15 protein-coding genes are annotated in these 17,737 nt (G+C 59.6%); 8 read left to right on the forward strand and 7 right to left on the reverse strand.

Annotated elements, in window-relative coordinates; genetic code table 11:
• Positions 1-263 precede the first annotated feature (263 nt).
• The 3 genes from araD (at position 264) to B3229_RS18110 (ending at position 3,288) form a co-directional block, all read left to right on the forward strand.
• Entirely contained in the window at positions 264-965 is a 702-nt protein-coding gene (araD, locus tag B3229_RS18100; RefSeq protein ID WP_048781863.1) for an L-ribulose-5-phosphate 4-epimerase, read from the forward strand.
• Between the two features lie 332 nt (positions 966-1,297).
• Positions 1,298-2,281: a 2-keto-3-deoxygluconate transporter gene (kdgT, locus tag B3229_RS18105; RefSeq protein WP_048781861.1), complete on the forward strand. Its 984-nt coding sequence runs from the start codon at positions 1,298-1,300 to the stop codon at positions 2,279-2,281.
• Positions 2,282-2,421: 140 nt separating this feature from the next.
• Positions 2,422-3,288, forward strand: coding sequence for a crotonase/enoyl-CoA hydratase family protein (locus B3229_RS18110; protein WP_048781859.1), 867 nt, complete (start codon positions 2,422-2,424; stop codon positions 3,286-3,288).
• A 12-nt stretch (positions 3,289-3,300) separates the two neighbouring features.
• Here the strand turns inward: B3229_RS18110 and pdeR are convergent, their stop codons facing one another.
• The 5 genes from pdeR to B3229_RS18135 form a co-directional block, all read right to left on the reverse strand.
• Positions 3,301-5,286: a cyclic di-GMP phosphodiesterase gene (gene pdeR, locus B3229_RS18115; protein ID WP_286873092.1), complete on the reverse strand. Its 1,986-nt coding sequence runs from the start codon at positions 5,284-5,286 to the stop codon at positions 3,301-3,303.
• A gap of 159 nt (positions 5,287-5,445) precedes the next feature.
• Complete coding sequence (locus B3229_RS18120) at positions 5,446-5,730, reverse strand: YbdD/YjiX family protein (RefSeq protein WP_033790312.1); 285 nt, start codon at positions 5,728-5,730, stop codon at positions 5,446-5,448.
• A complete protein-coding gene (locus B3229_RS18125) occupies positions 5,723-7,789 on the reverse strand; it encodes a carbon starvation CstA family protein (RefSeq protein ID WP_048781853.1) in 2,067 nt (688 codons plus the stop codon). The genes B3229_RS18120 and B3229_RS18125 overlap by 8 nt, the downstream gene beginning before the upstream one ends.
• A 181-nt stretch (positions 7,790-7,970) precedes the next feature.
• A complete protein-coding gene (locus B3229_RS18130) occupies positions 7,971-9,905 on the reverse strand; it encodes an exoribonuclease II (protein WP_286873097.1) in 1,935 nt (644 codons plus the stop codon).
• A gap of 122 nt (positions 9,906-10,027) precedes the next feature.
• A complete protein-coding gene (locus B3229_RS18135; protein ID WP_286873100.1) occupies positions 10,028-12,331 on the reverse strand; it encodes an FdhF/YdeP family oxidoreductase in 2,304 nt (767 codons plus the stop codon).
• A gap of 250 nt (positions 12,332-12,581) precedes the next feature.
• On the opposite strand from B3229_RS18135, the gene B3229_RS18140 reads away from it, so the two are divergent.
• Positions 12,582-14,168, forward strand: a complete 1,587-nt coding sequence (locus B3229_RS18140; RefSeq protein ID WP_048781846.1) for a PTS transporter subunit EIIC — start codon at positions 12,582-12,584, stop codon at positions 14,166-14,168.
• 49 nt (positions 14,169-14,217) lie between these two features.
• Positions 14,218-14,427: a hypothetical protein gene (locus B3229_RS18145; RefSeq protein ID WP_033746856.1), complete on the forward strand. Its 210-nt coding sequence runs from the start codon at positions 14,218-14,220 to the stop codon at positions 14,425-14,427.
• Positions 14,428-14,483: 56 nt separating this feature from the next.
• Here B3229_RS18145 and B3229_RS18150 read toward each other — a convergent pair whose 3' ends face one another.
• Positions 14,484-14,696 (reverse strand): hypothetical protein, encoded by a 213-nt coding sequence (locus B3229_RS18150; protein ID WP_048781844.1) that lies wholly within the window; start codon positions 14,694-14,696, stop codon positions 14,484-14,486.
• Positions 14,697-14,981: 285 nt separating this feature from the next.
• Here B3229_RS18150 and B3229_RS18155 point away from each other — a divergent pair, with 285 nt between their 5' ends.
• The 3 genes from B3229_RS18155 (at position 14,982) to B3229_RS18165 (ending at position 16,543) form a co-directional block, all read left to right on the forward strand.
• Complete coding sequence (locus B3229_RS18155; RefSeq protein ID WP_048781842.1) at positions 14,982-15,194, forward strand: cold shock domain-containing protein; 213 nt, start codon at positions 14,982-14,984, stop codon at positions 15,192-15,194.
• 17 nt (positions 15,195-15,211) lie between these two features.
• Positions 15,212-15,355: a hypothetical protein gene (locus tag B3229_RS18160; protein ID WP_286873105.1), complete on the forward strand. Its 144-nt coding sequence runs from the start codon at positions 15,212-15,214 to the stop codon at positions 15,353-15,355.
• A gap of 270 nt (positions 15,356-15,625) precedes the next feature.
• Positions 15,626-16,543, forward strand: a complete 918-nt coding sequence (locus tag B3229_RS18165) for a LysR family transcriptional regulator (RefSeq protein ID WP_286873536.1) — start codon at positions 15,626-15,628, stop codon at positions 16,541-16,543.
• Here B3229_RS18165 and B3229_RS18170 read toward each other — a convergent pair.
• Complete coding sequence (locus B3229_RS18170) at positions 16,519-17,646, reverse strand: CMD domain-containing protein (RefSeq protein WP_286873108.1); 1,128 nt, start codon at positions 17,644-17,646, stop codon at positions 16,519-16,521. The genes B3229_RS18165 and B3229_RS18170 overlap by 25 nt on opposite strands.
• Between the last annotated feature and the right edge of the window lie 91 nt (positions 17,647-17,737).

Below are 17,737 nucleotides of genomic sequence, written 5' to 3' on the forward strand. Positions count from 1 at the left end.
TCGCTTCTTCCCTGAAGATGCCGATATGCCTTTCACTATGGACAATGTTGTCTCGGGCAGATAAATGCAGTCGGCAAATAGATCCGCCCATTGCATGAGTGAATTCTAAGCCTTATGCAAATTTTCCGAAGAGGGAAGATTCCTAATTCGCGCCACATTTTTTATTTATCAGCCGTTTTCCGCCTCTTTTCCAGCCAGTCTCTCCATAAGCTTTTTAGCCAGCGCCTGCACAATTCAGAGATCAATCTGAGCAGGAGAAAACAATGCTGGAACAACTCAAACAGCAGGTTCTGGAAGCGAACCTGGATTTGCCGCGCTACAACCTTGTGACCTTTACCTGGGGCAACGTTAGCGCGGTGGATCGCGAGCAGGGTTTACTGGTGATCAAGCCTTCGGGCGTCAGCTATGCCAGCATGCAGCGCGACGATATGGTGGTGGTCGATCTCGCCAGCGGCGAGATTGTTGAGGGAAATAAGCGTCCTTCGTCCGATACCGCCACCCACCGCGCGCTCTATCTGGCCTGGCCGGAGATTGGCGGCATCGTGCATACCCATTCGCGCCACGCCACCATCTGGGCGCAGGCTGGTCGCGCGATCCCCGCCTGGGGCACCACGCACGCGGACGATTTTTATGGCGAAATTCCCTGTACCCGCGCCATGTACGACGATGAAATTCAGCGCGACTACGAGTGGAACACCGGCGGCGTCATTATCGAGACCTTCGCCCAGCGCGATCTTTCGCCCAGCGCCATTCCGGCGGTGCTGGTGAACTCACACGGGCCGTTCGCCTGGGGACGCGACGCCCATGCAGCGGTGCACAGCGCCGTAGTGCTGGAAGAGGTGGCCTATATGGGGCTGTTCAGCCAGCAGCTGCGCGCCGACCTGCCGCCGATTAATCAGACGCTGCTCGACCTGCACTACCTGCGTAAGCACGGCAAAAACGCCTGGTACGGCCAAAAAGAGTAATCTGCCGCATCAATGATGTTAAAGATGACGCAAGCATCAACACGCAGGCGGCATCACCGGAGGGTAAGGCGTTCCGCATCAAGGGAATCGACACCACTTTGCCTTCGGTTGATGCCGCCTGCGTGCATCTGGAACAACCGCTAATCTCCTTAGCGATTTCGCTGGTATGGCGACGTCGATCAAAATAACGAAACATACTGGTCACTAAAAATAAAACAGCGTTTCATTTTTACGGCGCGATCACTGTTTTCCCTCGCGGCGACCCGTACTTTGCTGTCACGCCCTCGGGCATAAAAAACGCACCTCCCTCTGGACAGCAAAGGTGATCCCTTATGCATATCAAACGTGCTATCGATAAAATTCCTGGCGGCATGATGCTCATCCCGCTCTTTCTCGGCGCGCTTTGCCACACGCTGACGCCTGGCGCCGGCAAATACCTGGGTTCCTTCAGCAATGGCCTGATGACCGGTACGGTGCCGATCCTCGCCATCTGGTTCTTCTGTATGGGCGCCTCTATCAAGCTAAGCGCCACCGGCACGGTCCTGCGCAAGTCGGGCACGCTGGTGATCACTAAAATCGCGGTGGCCTGGATCGTGGCGGCGATCGCGTCCCGCGTCGTGCCGGAGAACGGCGTCGAGGTCGGCATGTTCGCCGGGCTCTCGACGCTGGCGCTGGTGGCGGCGATGGATATGACCAACGGCGGCCTCTACGCCTCGATCATGCAGCAGTACGGCAGCAAAGAAGAGGCGGGCGCCTTTGTGCTAATGTCGCTGGAGTCGGGCCCGCTGATGACCATGGTGATCCTCGGCACCGCCGGCATCGCCTCTTTTGAACCGCACGTCTTCGTCGGCGCGGTCCTGCCGTTCCTGATCGGCTTTGCCCTCGGCAATCTGGATCCGGAACTGCGGGAGTTTTTCGGCAAAGCGGTGCACACGCTTATTCCCTTCTTCGCCTTCGCGCTGGGCAATACCATTGACCTCACGGTGATCGCGCAAACCGGCCTGCTGGGCATTCTGCTGGGCGTGGCGGTCATTATCATTACCGGCATTCCGCTGATTATCGCCGACCGGCTGATCGGCGGCGGCGACGGCACCGCAGGCATCGCCGCATCGAGCACGGCGGGCGCGGCGGTGGCGACGCCGGTGCTGATAGCGGAAATGCTGCCGCAGTTTAAACCGGTTGCGCCAGCCGCCACCGCGCTGGTAGCGACGTCGGTGATTGTCACCTCTGTGCTGGTGCCAGTGATAACTGCTGTCTATTCAAAACGCGTTAAGCGTTCTCGCGTTGCGGTTGGCCAGCGCGCGGCAATCAAGTAACCCCGCTTAAGCATCCCCGACCTCTAAGTCGGGGATATCTCTGGATTTTACTTTATAAATCAAACTCTCATTTGGTCTGGCCTCTCTCTGCATTACGCTGATGTGGCGTTTAACGCATCAAATAAACAGAGGATGAGACGATGACAGTAATTAACCAACCAACCTGCCGACTGTTCACCGAAGTGGGACAGACCACTCAGCTTGCCGCGTACTACGAAGAGGGCCGCCGCACCATGTGGATGATGCTGCGGGCGCAGCCGCGCCCCAGCTTCAACCATGAATTGATTGAGGAGATCATGAACCTGAGCTATGCGGCCCAGCGCTCCGGTCTGCCGATCGATTTCTGGGTTACCGGCTCGCTGGTGCCGCAGATGTTCAACGCGGGCGGCGATCTGCGCTTCTTCGTCGAGTGCATTCGCAACAACCGCCGCGAGGCGCTGCGCGCCTATGCGCGGGCCTGCGTCGACTGCATTCACTCGGCGGCGCGCGGCTTCGACACCGGCGCGGTCACTATTGCGATGATTGAGGGCAGCGCGTTAGGCGGCGGCTTTGAGGCCGCGCTGGCGCACCACTTTATCCTGGCGCAAAACAACGCGCGGCTCGGCTTCCCGGAGATCGCCTTTAACCTGTTCCCCGGCATGGGCGGCTACTCTTTAGTGGCGCGTCGGGCCGGGATGAAGCTGGCGGAAGAGCTGATATGCGAAGGGGAGTCGCACAGCGCCGAATGGTATGAGACGCGCGGTCTGGTGGACAAGGTGTTCCAGCCGGGCGAAAGCTACCGCTGCACGCGCACCTTTATCGATACGCTGCGGCCGAAGCTGAACGGCGTGCGCGCCATGCTGAAGGCGCGCCAGCGCGTTCTGCAGCTGACGCGCGCCGAGCTGATGGATATCACTGAGGACTGGGTCGATTATGCCTTTACGCTGGAGCCGAAAGACATCGCCTATATGGAACGTCTGGTGCAGTTACAAAACCGCCATAGCGCATCCTTGCGTAAAGCGGGCTAATAACGCGGAGTTTTAAACGCGGGCAGGATGCTTAGCCAGCCAATGCCCGAACTGTTCTGCGGGCATTGGTTTTGCGTAGAAATAGCCCTGACGCCCGTCCACGCCGTTGAGGAGAACAAACTCTTCTTCCGCTTTCGTCTCGATGCCCTCGGCGATGACTTCCAGCGTCAGCGCCTTAGCGACGGCGACAATCGCGCGCACCAGCGACTGAGAGACCGGCTGCTCATTAATATTGCGAATAAAACTTTGATCGAGCTTGATAGCGTTGATCGGCACGCGCGCCAGCTGCGACAGCGAAGAGTAGCCCGTGCCGAAATCGTCGAGATGCACCTGCGCGCCCAGCTCCTGGAACTGCTTCATCAGGGTCAGCGCCTGCGCTTCATTTTCAATCAGGCAGCTTTCGGTCAGCTCGATATCGATCGGGCACTCCGTCAGCCCGCTGTCCATTAACGCCAGCTTGAGATCGCTGTAGATGCTCTGGTCGATCAGCTGCCGCGCCGAGACGTTGACCGCCACGCGTAGATTAATGCCTTCTTCGCGCCAGGCCAGAATCTGCCGCAGCACGGTCAGCATTACCCAGCGGCCGAGCGGCACAATCAGCCCCGACTCTTCGGCATAGGGAATAAAGTCGGCGGGCGAAACCATGCCGCGCTCCGGCGAATTCCAGCGTACCAGCGCTTCCGCGCTGCGCACCACGCCGTCGCTGTCGAGCTTCGGCTGATAGAACACCGTCAGGTGATCCTGATCGAGCGCCTTGCGCAGGTTGGTGTCGAGCCAGAGATACTCAAACACGCGCTGATTCATTTCAGAGGCGAAGACGCAGAACTTGCCGCGCCCGTTCTCTTTGGCGTGATACATCGCGGTGTCAGCGTTGCGGATCAGGCTTTCGCGATCCTCGCCGTGCAGCGGCGCCAGCGCGATGCCGATAGAGCAGCCGCTGTAGACCTCAATCAGACCGATGCGGAAGGGCTGGCGCAGACGCTCGAGAATGCGTGACGCCATCGCCTCCAGCGCCGCCTGGCTGGTATGCTCCGCCAGCACCACGAACTCGTCGCCGCCGAGGCGCGCCAGCGTCTGGTCTTTCCCCAGACAGCTGAGGATCGCCAGCGACACCGCCTGCAGCAGCTGATCGCCGAACATATGGCCGTAGGCGTCGTTCACCTTCTTGAAATTATCGAGATCGAGGTAGACCACGCCGGTCTCATCCTCTTTCGCCAGCTCCAGCGCCAGGCTAATTTGCTGGTGGATCGCGTTGCGATTAGGCAAACCGGTCACGGTATCGGTGTTCGCCATCACCCGCAGGCGCTCCTGAGCCCGTCGCTCCTCGGTTATGTCCGTTCCGGAACAGATGAGGAAAATTTCATTTTTCCCGCTACCGCTGTGAACGAACTTATTACGAAACAGAAAGAGTCGCTGGCCCTTACGGGTCTTCACCCAGCGTTCGACCTCATAGGAATTGCCGTCGCGGAAGAAGCCGGCGATGTTGCGGCGCGAGGCGGCCGCTTCCTGTTTGGTCATAAACAGCTGGAAAACGTTGCGGCCGATCACCTCGTGCTCGTTGAGGCCGGTGTACTCCTCGCTGAGGCGGTTGAAGCGCTGAATATTGCCGCGCTGATCGACAATCACGATCACCGAGTTGGCTTCAGAAACCACCTGTTCGGCAAACGAGAGCCCCAGCGTCAGGTCGCGCGCGACGGCGGAGGTATCGCCCCACGCGGAGGCGGTGCCGGCCCAGCTCGACTGGTTTACCTTGCGGCCGACGAAATGCATCGGCACCGGCGTGCCGTGCAGCGGCAGCGTCAGGTTTACGCTGGAGGTGATCACCGGCATGGCGCGCAACAGGCTGGCCTGCGCGGGCGTCAGCGCAACGGCGATGTTGGTGTGCGCGTTTTCATCCTCTGCAAAATGCAGGGCGTCGCTGTCGGTGGTCAGGCGCCAATGAGGGCTGGTCGTGCCAAACAAGGTATACAGCAACGTTTGCCCTTGTTCATCGGTCATGGAAAGGTCCTCCGGGGGAGTGCTCTACTGGCGTTATCTCATTATTTTATCAACAGTATTCGGCATCTCACTTCAGCACAAGATGCCAGCCAAATATATTTTCCGGTCTGATAAAGAATGGCACAAAAAAGCCCCGCGTCGCGGGGCCGATTTACCTGCTTAACAAGGACATTTTCCCAGCTTACCTGCCTGACTGGGGAACCGGGCATCAAGACAGTAACGATGAAAATCGCGCTCGCTCATCGGGGTCAGATCCGGGTGCTGACGCTGCATATGCTGAAGATAATTTTGATAATCCTGCACGCCCACCATCAGGCGGAAGCTTTGCTGCACGCCGCGCCACAGCGTTCGCCAGCTGAAGCGCCTGGGGGCGTCGAGCGGGCGGCAGCGGGTAATGGTATCGAGGCGCGCCGGACGGACGGCGCGGCGAATCGCATCAGACATGATGGACCTCCTTACGCAGCGACGGCTCCGCTTCGTGCGTGGTCGGCACGTTGCTGCGCAGGGCGCGGCGAATCACGAAGAAGGCGGCGATCAGCATGGTGACCGCCACCAGCATAAAGAAGCCGCACAGCACGGCGTTAATCTGGTTGCTGAAGACGATGGTTTGCATATCCGCCACGCTCTTCGCCGGGGCGATAATCACGCCTTCGTCGATGCCTTTGCGGAACTTGTTCGCCTGCGCCAGAAAACCGATAGCGGGCTTCTCATGAAAAATCTTCTGCCAGCCCGCCGTCATCGAGGTGATAAACAGCCAGACGGTCGGCAGAATCGTCACCCAGGCGTAGCGCTGCTTCTTCATCTTAAACAGCACCACGGTGCCGAGGATCAGCGCCATCGAGGCGAGCATCTGGTTGCCGATGCCGAACAGCGGCCACAGGGTATTGATGCCGCCCAGCGGATCCACCACGCCCTGATAGACGAAAAAGCCCCAGCCGGCCACCGCGACCGCCGTGCCCGCCATATTACCCACCCACGAGCGGTTATTCGCCAGCGACGGCACCACGGTGCCGACCAGATCCTGCACCATAAAGCGACAGGCGCGCGTGCCGGCATCCACCGCCGTCAGGATAAACAGCGCTTCGAACAGGATGGCGAAGTGATACCAGAAGGCCATCATCGCGCGGCTGTTGAAGACGTCGGTGATGATATGCGCCATGCCCACCGCAAAGGTCGGCGCGCCGCCCGCGCGCGACAGCACCGAAGCCTCGCCGACGTCACGCGCGATACCCGAAAGCATCTCCGGCGTCACCACGAAGCCCCAGCCGTTAATCACCTGCGAAGCGTTCTCTACCGTGGTGCCGATCAGCGCCGCCGGCGCATTCATGGCGAAGTAGACGCCGGGATCGATAACCGACGCGCAGATCAGCGCCATGATGGCGACGAACGATTCCATCAGCATCGCGCCGTAGCCGATAAAGCGGATATGGCTCTCGCGCTCTACCAGCTTCGGCGTGGTGCCGCTGGAAACCAGCGCATGGAAGCCGGAGATGGCGCCGCAGGCGATAGTGATAAACAGGAAGGGGAAGAGCTGACCGGCGAAGACCGGGCCGCTGCCGTCGATAAAGCGGGTTACCGCTGGCATCTTCATTTCCGGCATGGCGAAGACGATGCCGACCGCCAGTCCGACGATCACGCCGATTTTCAGGAAGGTGGAAAGATAGTCGCGCGGCGCCAGCAGCAGCCAGACCGGCAGCACCGAGGCGACAAAACCGTAGATTACCAGCACCCAGGTCAGCGAGGTGCCTTTCAGGGTAAAGAAGGGGCCCCAGTAGGGATCCTGCGCCACGTTGCCGCCGTAGATAATCGCCGCCATCATCAGCACAAAGCCGATCAGCGACACCTCCGCGATTTTGCCGGGACGGATAAAGCGCATATAGACGCCCATCAGCAGCGCAATCGGAATGGTCGCGGCGATGGTAAAGAGTCCCCACGGCGAGTTGGCCAGCGCTTTCACCACCACCAGCGCCAGCGCGGAGAGGATGATGATCATCACGCCGAGCGCGCCGAGCATGGTAATCACGCCGGCAAAGGCGCCCAGCTCCTGACGCGCCATCTCGCCCAGCGAGCGGCCGTCGCGGCGGGTAGAGATAAACAGCACGAGGAAATCCTGCACCGCGCCCGCCAGCATGACGCCGACAAGGATCCAGATGGTGCCGGGCAGAAAGCCCATCTGCGCCGCCAGAATCGGCCCGACCAGCGGCCCGGCGCCGGCGATCGCGGCGAAGTGGTGACCGAATAGCACCCATTTATTGGTCGGTACATAGTCGAGGCCGTCGTTGAAGCGCTCGGCGGGCGTACGGCGGCGATCGTCCAGCTCGAAAATATTGCGGGCGATAAACAGGCTGTAAAAGCGATAGGCGATGCTGTAGCAGGCGACGGCGGCCACTACCAGCCAGACGGCGTTAACGTGCTCGCCGCGGTTTAACGCCAGCATGGCGAATGCGCCCGCGCCGACTAACGCCACCGCTAACCAGATGACACTGGTTTTGACGTTCTTCATGACCTCACTCCTTGTATGAACTGAAAGGGACGTTCAAAGACAACGAGTCAAAGGTAATGTAATGGAATGTAAGTGAAAGTTAATGTGTTGAGAAGTGTGAAGCGGGGAACAAATTTAACATTTGTGTAAACAGAGAGGTGAAAATGCGGGATAACAGCGATTATCCCGCATCTTTTCATGCTCAGACGGCCGGGCGGGCCACCACGCTGCGCGTTTCCATGCGCACTTCGGCGATGGTCACGTCGATCACGTCGGTCACGCGGAAGGCGACTTCGCCTTTGATCTGCACGGTGCCGCTCTCCTGGCTGCACACCAGTTCATCGCGCACCGCGTGGATAAAGGGCGCCGGAATAAAGGCGACGGCGCCGTTCTCCAGCAGGCGCACGCGCATGCCGCCGCGCGAGACGTCGATAATCTCGGCGCTAAACTTGCGGTCGGTGCCGGCATGCGGCGCCAGCCAGCGCGCGTAAAGCCAGTCGCCAACGTCGCGCTCCGCCATACGGTTCAGGCGACGACGTTCGCCCATGGTCGCCGTCAGCGCCTCATCCGGACGCGCGCCTTGCTCGCCGCGGATAATCGCTTTCAGCAGGCGATGGTTGATCATGTCGCCCGATTTACGGATCGGCGAGGTCCAGGTGGCGTACGCCTCCAGGCCCAGGCCGAAATGGGGACCCGGCTCGGTGCTGATCTCGGCGAAAGACTGGAAGCGACGGATGCGGCTGTCGAGGTACTGCGTCGGCTGCGCGTCGAGCTGACGACGCAGCTGGCGGAAACCTTCCAGCGTAGTGATGGCGGCGGCATCGACGTTGACGCCGTGGCTGGCCAGCACGGCGGCGGCCTGCTCGGCATTGGTGGCGTCGAAGCCGGTGTGCACGTTGTAGACGCCGAAGCCCAGCTTCTCGCGCAGCACCTTACCGGCGCAGACGTTGGCGAGGATCATCGCCTCTTCCACCATGCGGTTGGCGATGCGGCGCGGCTCGGCGACGATATCCAGCACTTCGCCTTTCTCGCCGAGAACAAAGCGGTAATCCGGGCGATCTTTAAACACCAGCGCATGGTTCTGACGCCATTCGCTGCGCGCCAGGCAGATGCGGTGCAGCAGACGGATCTGCTGGGCGATCGCCTCGCTCTGCGGCTGCCATTCGCCGCTGTTCTCCAGCCAGTCGGAAACCTGGTCATAGACCAGCTTGGCTTTTGATTCGATCCAGGCGGCGAAGAAGTGCACGTCGTCGCCCAGCGAGCCATCCTGCGCCACGGTGACGCGGCAGACCAGCGCCGGACGGCGCACGTTAGGACGCAGCGAACAGACGTCGTCGGAGAGTTCGCGCGGCAGCATCGGGATATTGAAGCCCGGCAGATAGTTGGTGAAGGCGCGCTGCGCCGCCAGCTTGTCCAGCTCGCTGCCTTCCGGCACGTAGGCGGTGGGATCGGCGATAGCGATAGTCAGACGCAGCGTGCCGTCGGCGTTCTCTTCGACGTAGAGCGCGTCATCCATATCTTCGGTGCTGGCGCTGTCGATGGTGACGAAATCGAGCGCGGTAAGATCCTCCCGCGTCAGCTGTTCGTCCAGCATCTCGCCAAAGCCGACCTGCGGCGCTTCGCGCTCCAGGTTATGGCGCGACAGGGTGACCCACCACGGCGCCAGATGATCGTCGGCTTTAACGATAAATTCGGTCAGTTCGGCGTAGAAACCGCGGTCGCCTTTCAGCGGATGGCGGCGCATTTCGGCAACGGCCCAGTCGCCCGCCTGGAAATCATGGCTCAGGCCACGCACCGGACGGCAGGGGATCGCGTCTTTTAACAGCGGATGGTCCGGAACGACGGAAAGACGGTCATCTTTCTTCTGCACGCGGCCGACAAAGCGGCTGAGAAAGGGTTCGATCAGCGTTTCAGGCTCGGCGCTTTCACGATCTTTATCGCTGTGGATGATGGCGGATACCCGGTCGCCGTGCATCACTTTCTTCATCTGCGGCGGCGGAATGAAATAGCTTTTCTGCGCGTCGACTTCAAGGAAGCCGAAACCTTTTTCGGTGCCTTTAACGACACCTTCTGCGCGGGGAGTCTGCGCGTGGAGCTTCTCTTTAAGCTGCGCGAGCAGCGGATTATCCTGGAACATAGTCAGTTTAGTTTCGTGGCCTAAGAGCGGCTGCTAGTTTTACGCGAATCAGGGGCGCGCGGCAAGGCAAAAGAGGGTAAAAAAGCCGGATTAACCGGCTTTTTACTAAGGAAACTCTGCGCTTACGCGATGCGTTGAGTCGGCAGGAAAACCGACAGTTCCAGCTTCACCGGAACCGATTTAGAGGTCGGCGTGCCGCTGATGTCGCCGAAGCTGTTCAGCGGAACCAGCGGGTTGGTTTCCGGATAATAGGCCGCGAGGTTGCCGCGCGGAATATTGTAGGGCACCAGTTTAAAACCGCTGACGCGACGCGAGATATTGTCGTTCCACAGGGTTTCGATATCCACCAGCTGACCTTCGGTAAAGCCGAGCGCCTGCATATCTTCCGGGTTGATAAACACCACTTCGCGCTGGCCGTAAACGCCGCGGTAACGGTCGTCGAGGCCGTAGATCGTGGTGTTGTACTGGTCATGCGAGCGCAGGGTCTGCAGCGTGAAAGGCACTTCCGCCACGTCCAGCGGGAAGAGCGAGGCGGGCAGCGCCGCGCTGCTGAATTCCGCTTTCTGCGTCGGGGTGTTGAAGCGCAGATCCGCCGCCGCGTTGCCAAGGTAGAAGCCGCCCGGCTGGTCGCACTTCTCGTTGAAGTCGGCGAAGCCCGGAATGGTGGCGGCGATATGGTCGCGGATCAGGTTGTAGTCGGCGGCCAGTTTCAGCCACTGCACCTTCTCGTCGCCCAGCACCGCGTGAGCAATGCCCGCCACGATAGCGGTTTCTGAGCGCTGCGTCTCCGCCAGCGGAATGCCGATGCCTTCGGAGGCGTGCACCATGCTGAAAGAGTCTTCTACGGTGATGAACTGATTGCCGGTCGCCTGGGTGTCGCGCTCGGTGCGGCCCAGCGTCGGCAGGATCAGGCTCTCCGCACCCGGCACCAGATGGCTGCGGTTGAGCTTGGTGCTGATATGCACCGTCAGGCCGCAGCGCTGCAGCGCCTCTTCGGTGCGCGGGGAGTCGGGCGCTGCCGCGGCGAGATTGCCGCCCAGCGCGATCAGCACTTTGATCTCGTCGCGCAGCATAGCGTTCAGCGCTTCAACGGTGTTATGACCGTGCTCGCGCGGCGGCTCGAAGCCGAAGTGGCTGCCGAGCGCGTCGAGGAACGCTTTGCTCGGCTTCTCGTCGATGCCCATGGTGCGGTTGCCCTGCACGTTGCTGTGGCCGCGCACCGGGCAGAGGCCTGCGCCTTTCTTGCCGAGCTGGCCGAACAGCAGCTGCAGGTTCACGATTTCGCGTACCGTGTCTACCGAGTGCTTGTGCTGGGTGATGCCCATCGCCCAGGTGACGATAACGCGATCGGCGCTCTGATAGATTGCCGCGGCCTCGCGGATTTGCGCTTCGCTCAGGCCGGACTGCTGCACAATCTGCATCCAGTCGGTGTTGTCGACCGCGTCGAAATAGGCTTCGACGCCGTGCGTGGTGGCGTTGATAAAGGTTTCGTCGAACAGGCCTTTCTCACCAGCCGCTATGCGCGCGCGATGGGTCTCGAGCAGCGCTTTCACCATGCCGCGTACCGCCGCCATATCGCCGCCGAGATTCGGCTGGTAATAGGCGGAGCTGATGGTGCCCGCTTTAGAGGTAACCACCTCCAGCGGCTTTTGCGGATCGGCGAAACGCTCAAGACCGCGCTCGCGCAGGGTATTGAAGGTGACGATCTTCGCGCCGTGATCGGCCGCGTGACGCAGGCTGTGCAGCATACGCGGATGGTTAGTGCCCGGGTTCTGGCCGAAAACGAAGATCGCGTCGGCATGGTCGAAATCGTCAAGACGGATGGTGCCTTTGCCGACGCCGATGCTGCGCTTCAGACCGGCGCCGCTCGCTTCGTGGCACATATTGGAGCAGTCCGGGAAGTTATTGGTGCCCGCCAGGCGGCCGAACAGCTGATAGAGCCAGGAGGCTTCGTTGCTGGCGCGGCCCGAAGTGTAGAGCTCCATCTGGTTCGGGTTGTCCATCGCCTTGATATGCTGCGCGATGAGCGCAAAGGCGTCGTCCCAGCTTACCGGCTCATAGTGATCGGTTTCGGCGTTATAACGCATCGGGTGAGTCAGGCGGCCCTGATACTCCAGGAAGTAGTCGCTCTGCGCATAAAGTTTGGTGACGCTGTGCTGGGCAAAGAAATCGGTGTCAACCACGCGACGCGTTGCTTCCCAGGTCACCGCTTTGGCGCCGTTTTCACAGAAACTAAAGGTGCTTTTGTTATCGTCGCCCCAGGCGCAGCCCGGGCAGTCGAAGCCGCGCGCTTTGTTCATGCGCATCAGGTTGCGCATATTTTTCAGCGCAGCTTTGCTGTCTAAAACGAAACGGGTAGTAGCTTCCAGCGATCCCCAGCCGCCCGCAGCGGCGCGGTAGGGCTTAATTTTACGTTTGAATTTCATGGTGAGTGCAGGCTTATGTTTTTTGTAGGAAGTTTGTTATCAGGATATATCCTGACGGTGAGGGAAGTGTGCGACTGCAATCATAAGTTGTCTAATTGATTGACTTAATGGTGCGATAGCCGCCGTTTATCGTGCCAGATGCAAAATTGTGATGCTGCTCAAATTTTACTCTCTGGCAACCTGTTGATAACGGGAGTTACTGGCGCATCGGGTCAATACTTGCTCCTTCATCTCTTAAAGGGCGCACTCCATGAAACAGCTCACCAGCCAGATCCATGCGTTTGGCAAAGCGTTGATGATGCCGATCTCGGTGATTGCGGCGGCGGGGATCTTCCTTGGCCTCGCCGCCGCGATGCAGAATCCGGCGATTACCGGCGACGCCTTTGCCCAGATGCAGGTGCCGCAGCTGATTATCGGTTTCATCCGCAAAGTGGCGGGCGCGCTCTTCGCCAACCTGCCGGTTTTCTTCGCCGTGGCGAGCGCCATCGGCCTGGCGAAGGCGGAAAAGCCGACGGCGGCCTTCGCCGCGGTAATCGGCTACATCACCATGAACGTCGGCATCAGCGCCACGCTGGCGGCAAAGGGGCTGACGGCGGCGACCACCACGCCGGCCGCGTTACAGCAGGCAGGCATGGACCAGACCACGGCGATGATGACCTCGGCGGAATATATCCAGATGCTGGGCATCTTCACCTATAACATGAGCGTGCTGGGCGGCGTGATTGCCGGGCTGCTAACGGTGCTGCTGCACAATCGCTTCTATACCCAGCAGCTGCCGACCGCCATCAGCTTTTTCGGCGGGCGCCGCTTTGTGCCAATCGTCACCGTGGTTGTGCTGCCGCTGGTGGGCGTGCTGCTGGCGCTGATCTGGCCGACGCTGGGCGCGGGCATCGCCTGGGTAGGTGAGATGATCGGTAAAAGCGGGCAGTACGGCGCGTTTCTGCTCGGCACCGCCGAGCGTATTTTGATCCCTACCGGGCTGCACCACATCCTTAATGAAACCGTGCGCTTTACCCCCATCGGCGGCATCGCCATTGTTGACGGGCAAACGCTGGTGGGCGCGCTCAATATCTTTAACGCGTCGCTGACCCATCCCGGCTCGGTGCCTGACGACGCGCTGCGCAACGCGACCCAGTTTCTCGCTCAGGGCAAAATTCCTGTGATGATGTTCGGCCTGCCGGCCGCCGCGCTGGCGATCTATCACACCGCGCGTCCTGAACATAAGCAGCGGGTCAAGGCGCTGATGATGGCGGGCGCGCTGACCTCTTTCACCACCGGCATCACCGAGCCGCTGGAATTCTGCTTTATTTTCGTCTCGCCGGTGCTCTATCTGCTGCACGCGCTGCTGACCGGTCTCTCTTTTATGCTGATGTCGATGCTGCACCTGATGATCGGCAACGTGCAGGGCGGCGTGATCGATCTGGTGGTGTTCGGCATTCTCGGCGGCAGCAAAACCCACTGGTGGTGGACGCTGGCACTGGGCGTGGTCTATGCGCCGCTCTACTACTATGCATTCCGCTTTATTATCACCCGCATGGGCGTCGAGACGCCGGGACGTGAATCAGAAGATGAAAAGCCGCAGCTGGTGGCGGCGGACGAGCGCACGAAGGTGATTATCAGCGGCCTGGGCGGGCAGGCGAACATTGAAGATGTCGACTGCTGCTTTACCCGCCTGCGCGTCAGGGTGAAAGATATGAAAGAGGTGGTGGATCAGACGCTGCTCACCACCGGCGCCAACGGCATCAACCGCGTCAGCGAGCACGATATTCAGGTTATCTATGGTCCGCAGGTAGAGAAGATTGCCAACGAGGTAAAAAGCGCGCTCGGCGTGGCCTGAAGGATTTACGTCTACACTTAACAGACTGGAAGCGAACGAGGAGACGGAAATGTTTAAACATAAAACCAACGAAGAACGTAAACAGGAAGGGGACGTCAGCAAGAGCGCTCCCGAAAGCACGCCGCACGTCCACAACGCCTATGAAGAGGACGATCATCCGGCGACCGATGCGCCTGCTGAACACGGCGAGATTCCGCGTACCCGTGACGATCATAATGATGACACGAAAGATCCCTACGAGGACCGCGAAAAGAAATAGCACCACGGCGCATTCCCACCTTGCTGAACCGGTAGGTAAAGGTGGGAATCACGCCATCATGACTGAAGGGAGAACTGCCAGGAGCCGATCGCTTTGCGTTCAAGCACCATAATCTTTTCTGTGCCGTCGATAACCACGAAATATTGCTCTTTGACCTTCAGACGCTTAGGAAAATGTTCGTTTCCTTCATAGCGCACCGTGACTTTATTACCAAATATCTCCACGTCTGCGCTTACATCGAACTGCGGAAGATAAATTTTATTTTTCACCTCTTTCTCCTTCTTTATATTTAATTCAAATTCTTAGCCGCGCTCAACACGTCGTAAAGAGTGTAACAGCAAAATTCTTTTTTACTTGCTTGCAATGGCTGCCAATGCGTGCGTAAATGAACGCCTGGTCTGATAAGCAGACAACCTCATCCTCTGTCTCTGTCGTCTCTCTCATTTACGTTAGTGCCGCGCTTAAGCCTCTCTTCTTGAGTTTTATCTCAATCTTACCGATGCGCCTCTGTAATTCAGCTATCATTACTTACAGGCTTAACGTAAAGGGATCTTATGTCTATTAACATGCTCGGCACGGTTAAAGGGTTTAACGCAGAAAAAGGCTTCGGCTTTATTTCGCCTGATGAGGGCGGCAAGGATGTGTTCGTGCACTTTTCTGCTATAGAAGGCAATGACTTCCGCACTCTCGATGAGGGGCAGAAGGTAGAATTCACTGTGCAGGATGGTCCAAAAGGTCCATCGGCTGCCAATGTCACAGGACGCTAAAAATTATTTCAGTCATTATGTCTCTTCGCTGCCCGCATTGTCAGGGCTCGCAATACCGCCGCTCCGTTTTTGACATCAACGTCAAAAACCCGCTTGGCGCAAAATGTATTTTTTGTAAATCGGCCATGATTAAAATAAATCCGCAACCGATCGCTGCCTGATTTTCTTTTTGTTCATCCGAATTACCTTACTTATTCAAGGCCGCCACTGGGCGGCCTTTTCACGTTTTGAACTGAACGATTTGGTCACCGTTTAAAAAGCGGGCTGGTTGGTGAGTGGTAAGAATAATCCTGGTCAACAGCATTGACATCGCCAGCAAGGTACCCGAAGATCTTCTTCAGGATGAATCACTTTTAAGTGGGTACAGGGAAAGGTGCAACATAATATTCCTCCACAAAGTTATGCTTTTATGTCATTGACAGGTAAAGAAAATAGACATTAAACAATTAATTTACCTCTGCAACCTCGAACGTGAACGCCATTTCGGCCGCGCAGCCGAAGCCAGCTTCGTTAGCCAGCCGACGCTCTCTATGCGTCTGAAAAACCTCGAACGCGAACTCGGCCTGTCGCTGATCAACCGCAGCAATAACTTTGTCGGCTTTACGCCGGAAGGGGATCGCGTGCTGGCGTGGGCGCGAGAGATCGTGTCGGTCTATCAGGGACTGAAGCTGGAGGTAGAGTCGCTGAAGCACGGCGTCAACGGCACGCTGCGCATCGGCGTGATGCCGCAGTGCAGCGTGGCGCTGCCGGCGCTGCTGAAAAGGGTGCAGAGTCGCTATCCTCAGCTTAACTACCGCATCGCCGCGCTTAGCGCCGATCAGCTGCTGGAGGCGCTTAACAGTCATACCGTCGACGTCGGCATCGGCTTTTTCGAGCTGGCGACGCTGCGCGAGCTGCATTTTCAGACGGCGTTTCTGCCTGAGCGCGGCGTTGAAGCGATATTTGATCCGACGCAGTTTCCCGATCTGGTGGGCGACGAACCGCTCTCGCTCGCCGATCTCGCCGCCTTGCCGCTCTGTCTCTCCGAGCCGACGCGCTATTTTCGCCGCTATCTCGACATGGCCTTCCGCGAGTCGGGGCTGACGCCGCAGGTAATGGTGGAGAGCGCCGCGATTCTCGAACTGGTGCAGAGCGCGCAGGTGGGGCTGGGGGTGCTGGTGTCGCCTGTCGGTCATCTGCTGCCGTCGATGCTACAGGGCATGGCGCAGCGGCCGATTGCCATTACCCATATGGCGCGCCAGGCGGCGCTGGTGATTGCCGAACCGGGTCGCGCCTCGCCGCTGTCGCAACACTTCTTCGACGAGGCGCGCAGCCACCTTGAAGGCTACGCCGCTTCGCCCATGGCGTAAAACAGCCGGCTGTTCCAGTTGCCGATCGCCACCGCCTGAATCAGGGCGAATAGCGCCTCTGGCTGCCAGCCTTCGGTGACCAGCGGCTGCAGATGCGCCGCGCTGAAGCGCTCAGGCGAGCGGGTCAACTGCGCCGCCAGCGCCACGACGCGGCCCTGCGTCGTTGTCTGACCGGCGGCATCATCCACCGACTCCAGCAGCGTCTCGCGCACCTCATCCGGGAAAAACTGAAACGCCCAGCGGCTGCCGAGCGCGCGCGCGCAGGTCGCCTCCGCCAGCGGGGTAAACGCAGTCGGATTGATGCGCTGGCGCAGGGTTTGCCAGCCGTAGAGCGCGGCGGCATCGTGCGCCAGCAGCCAGACCGCATCGGCGAGATCGGGACACGGCTGGCAGAAGGTGACGGCGGCGAGCTGCTCGGCGCTGGCGTAGCGCAGCTCCAGCGGCTTCACGCCCGGTTTCCAGAGTGGCTTTTCCGCAAACCCGTTGCGGTCGGCATCGGGCGGGGGCGTTACGCCCGGCAGCCAGCGCACCGGCAGCGCCATCAGCGCCTGCAAACCGGCCGCCACCCGCGCCTGATAGCTGACGAAGCCGACGATCTGATTCAGCGTAACGATATCCGGCTCGGTCAGACCCACGGCGTCGAGCGCCCTGAGCGCAGCGGCGTTGATCAGCTCCGGCTGCATCGCCAGCTGGCGCGCATACTGCGTCAGCTGGGTCAGGCGATTATTGCTCTCGCGCGACGAGTCGGGGCCGGGCAGTGGATTAAGACGCGCCGAATAGTGATTGCAGAGTCGCTGCACGCCCGCGACCTGCGCCACGGTCAGCGCGGTGCTGAGGCGATCGTAAAGGGTAAGGGTATGGGTCAGCGTCGCTGCGACGCGATCGGGAAACAGCAGCTGGCAGAGATCGCGTGAGGCCAGCAGCATCGGCTGGCTGGCCTGCAACAGCGGCTGAAGCGCGCTCGCCTCCTGCTGCAGGCCGAGCAGGAAACGATCGTTAATCAGGGCTGCTTCGGGAACCAGCGGCTCAGCCTGAATGGCGTGCGGGCTAGTCTGGCTCTCGTAAAACCAGTGGTTGTGGCCAGGAAAGCGGCGTTGTTCCATGGTTATTCCTTTTGCAAATAACTGGCACGTCGCGCATGGCGTGAATCCGAAACCGTGACGCGCGCCCGGGGGCTGGCTTATCGTCGCTTAA

Source organism: Pantoea sp. UBA5035 (assembly GCF_002415245.1).
GTDB classification, from domain to species: domain Bacteria; phylum Pseudomonadota; class Gammaproteobacteria; order Enterobacterales; family Enterobacteriaceae; genus Pantoea; species Pantoea septica.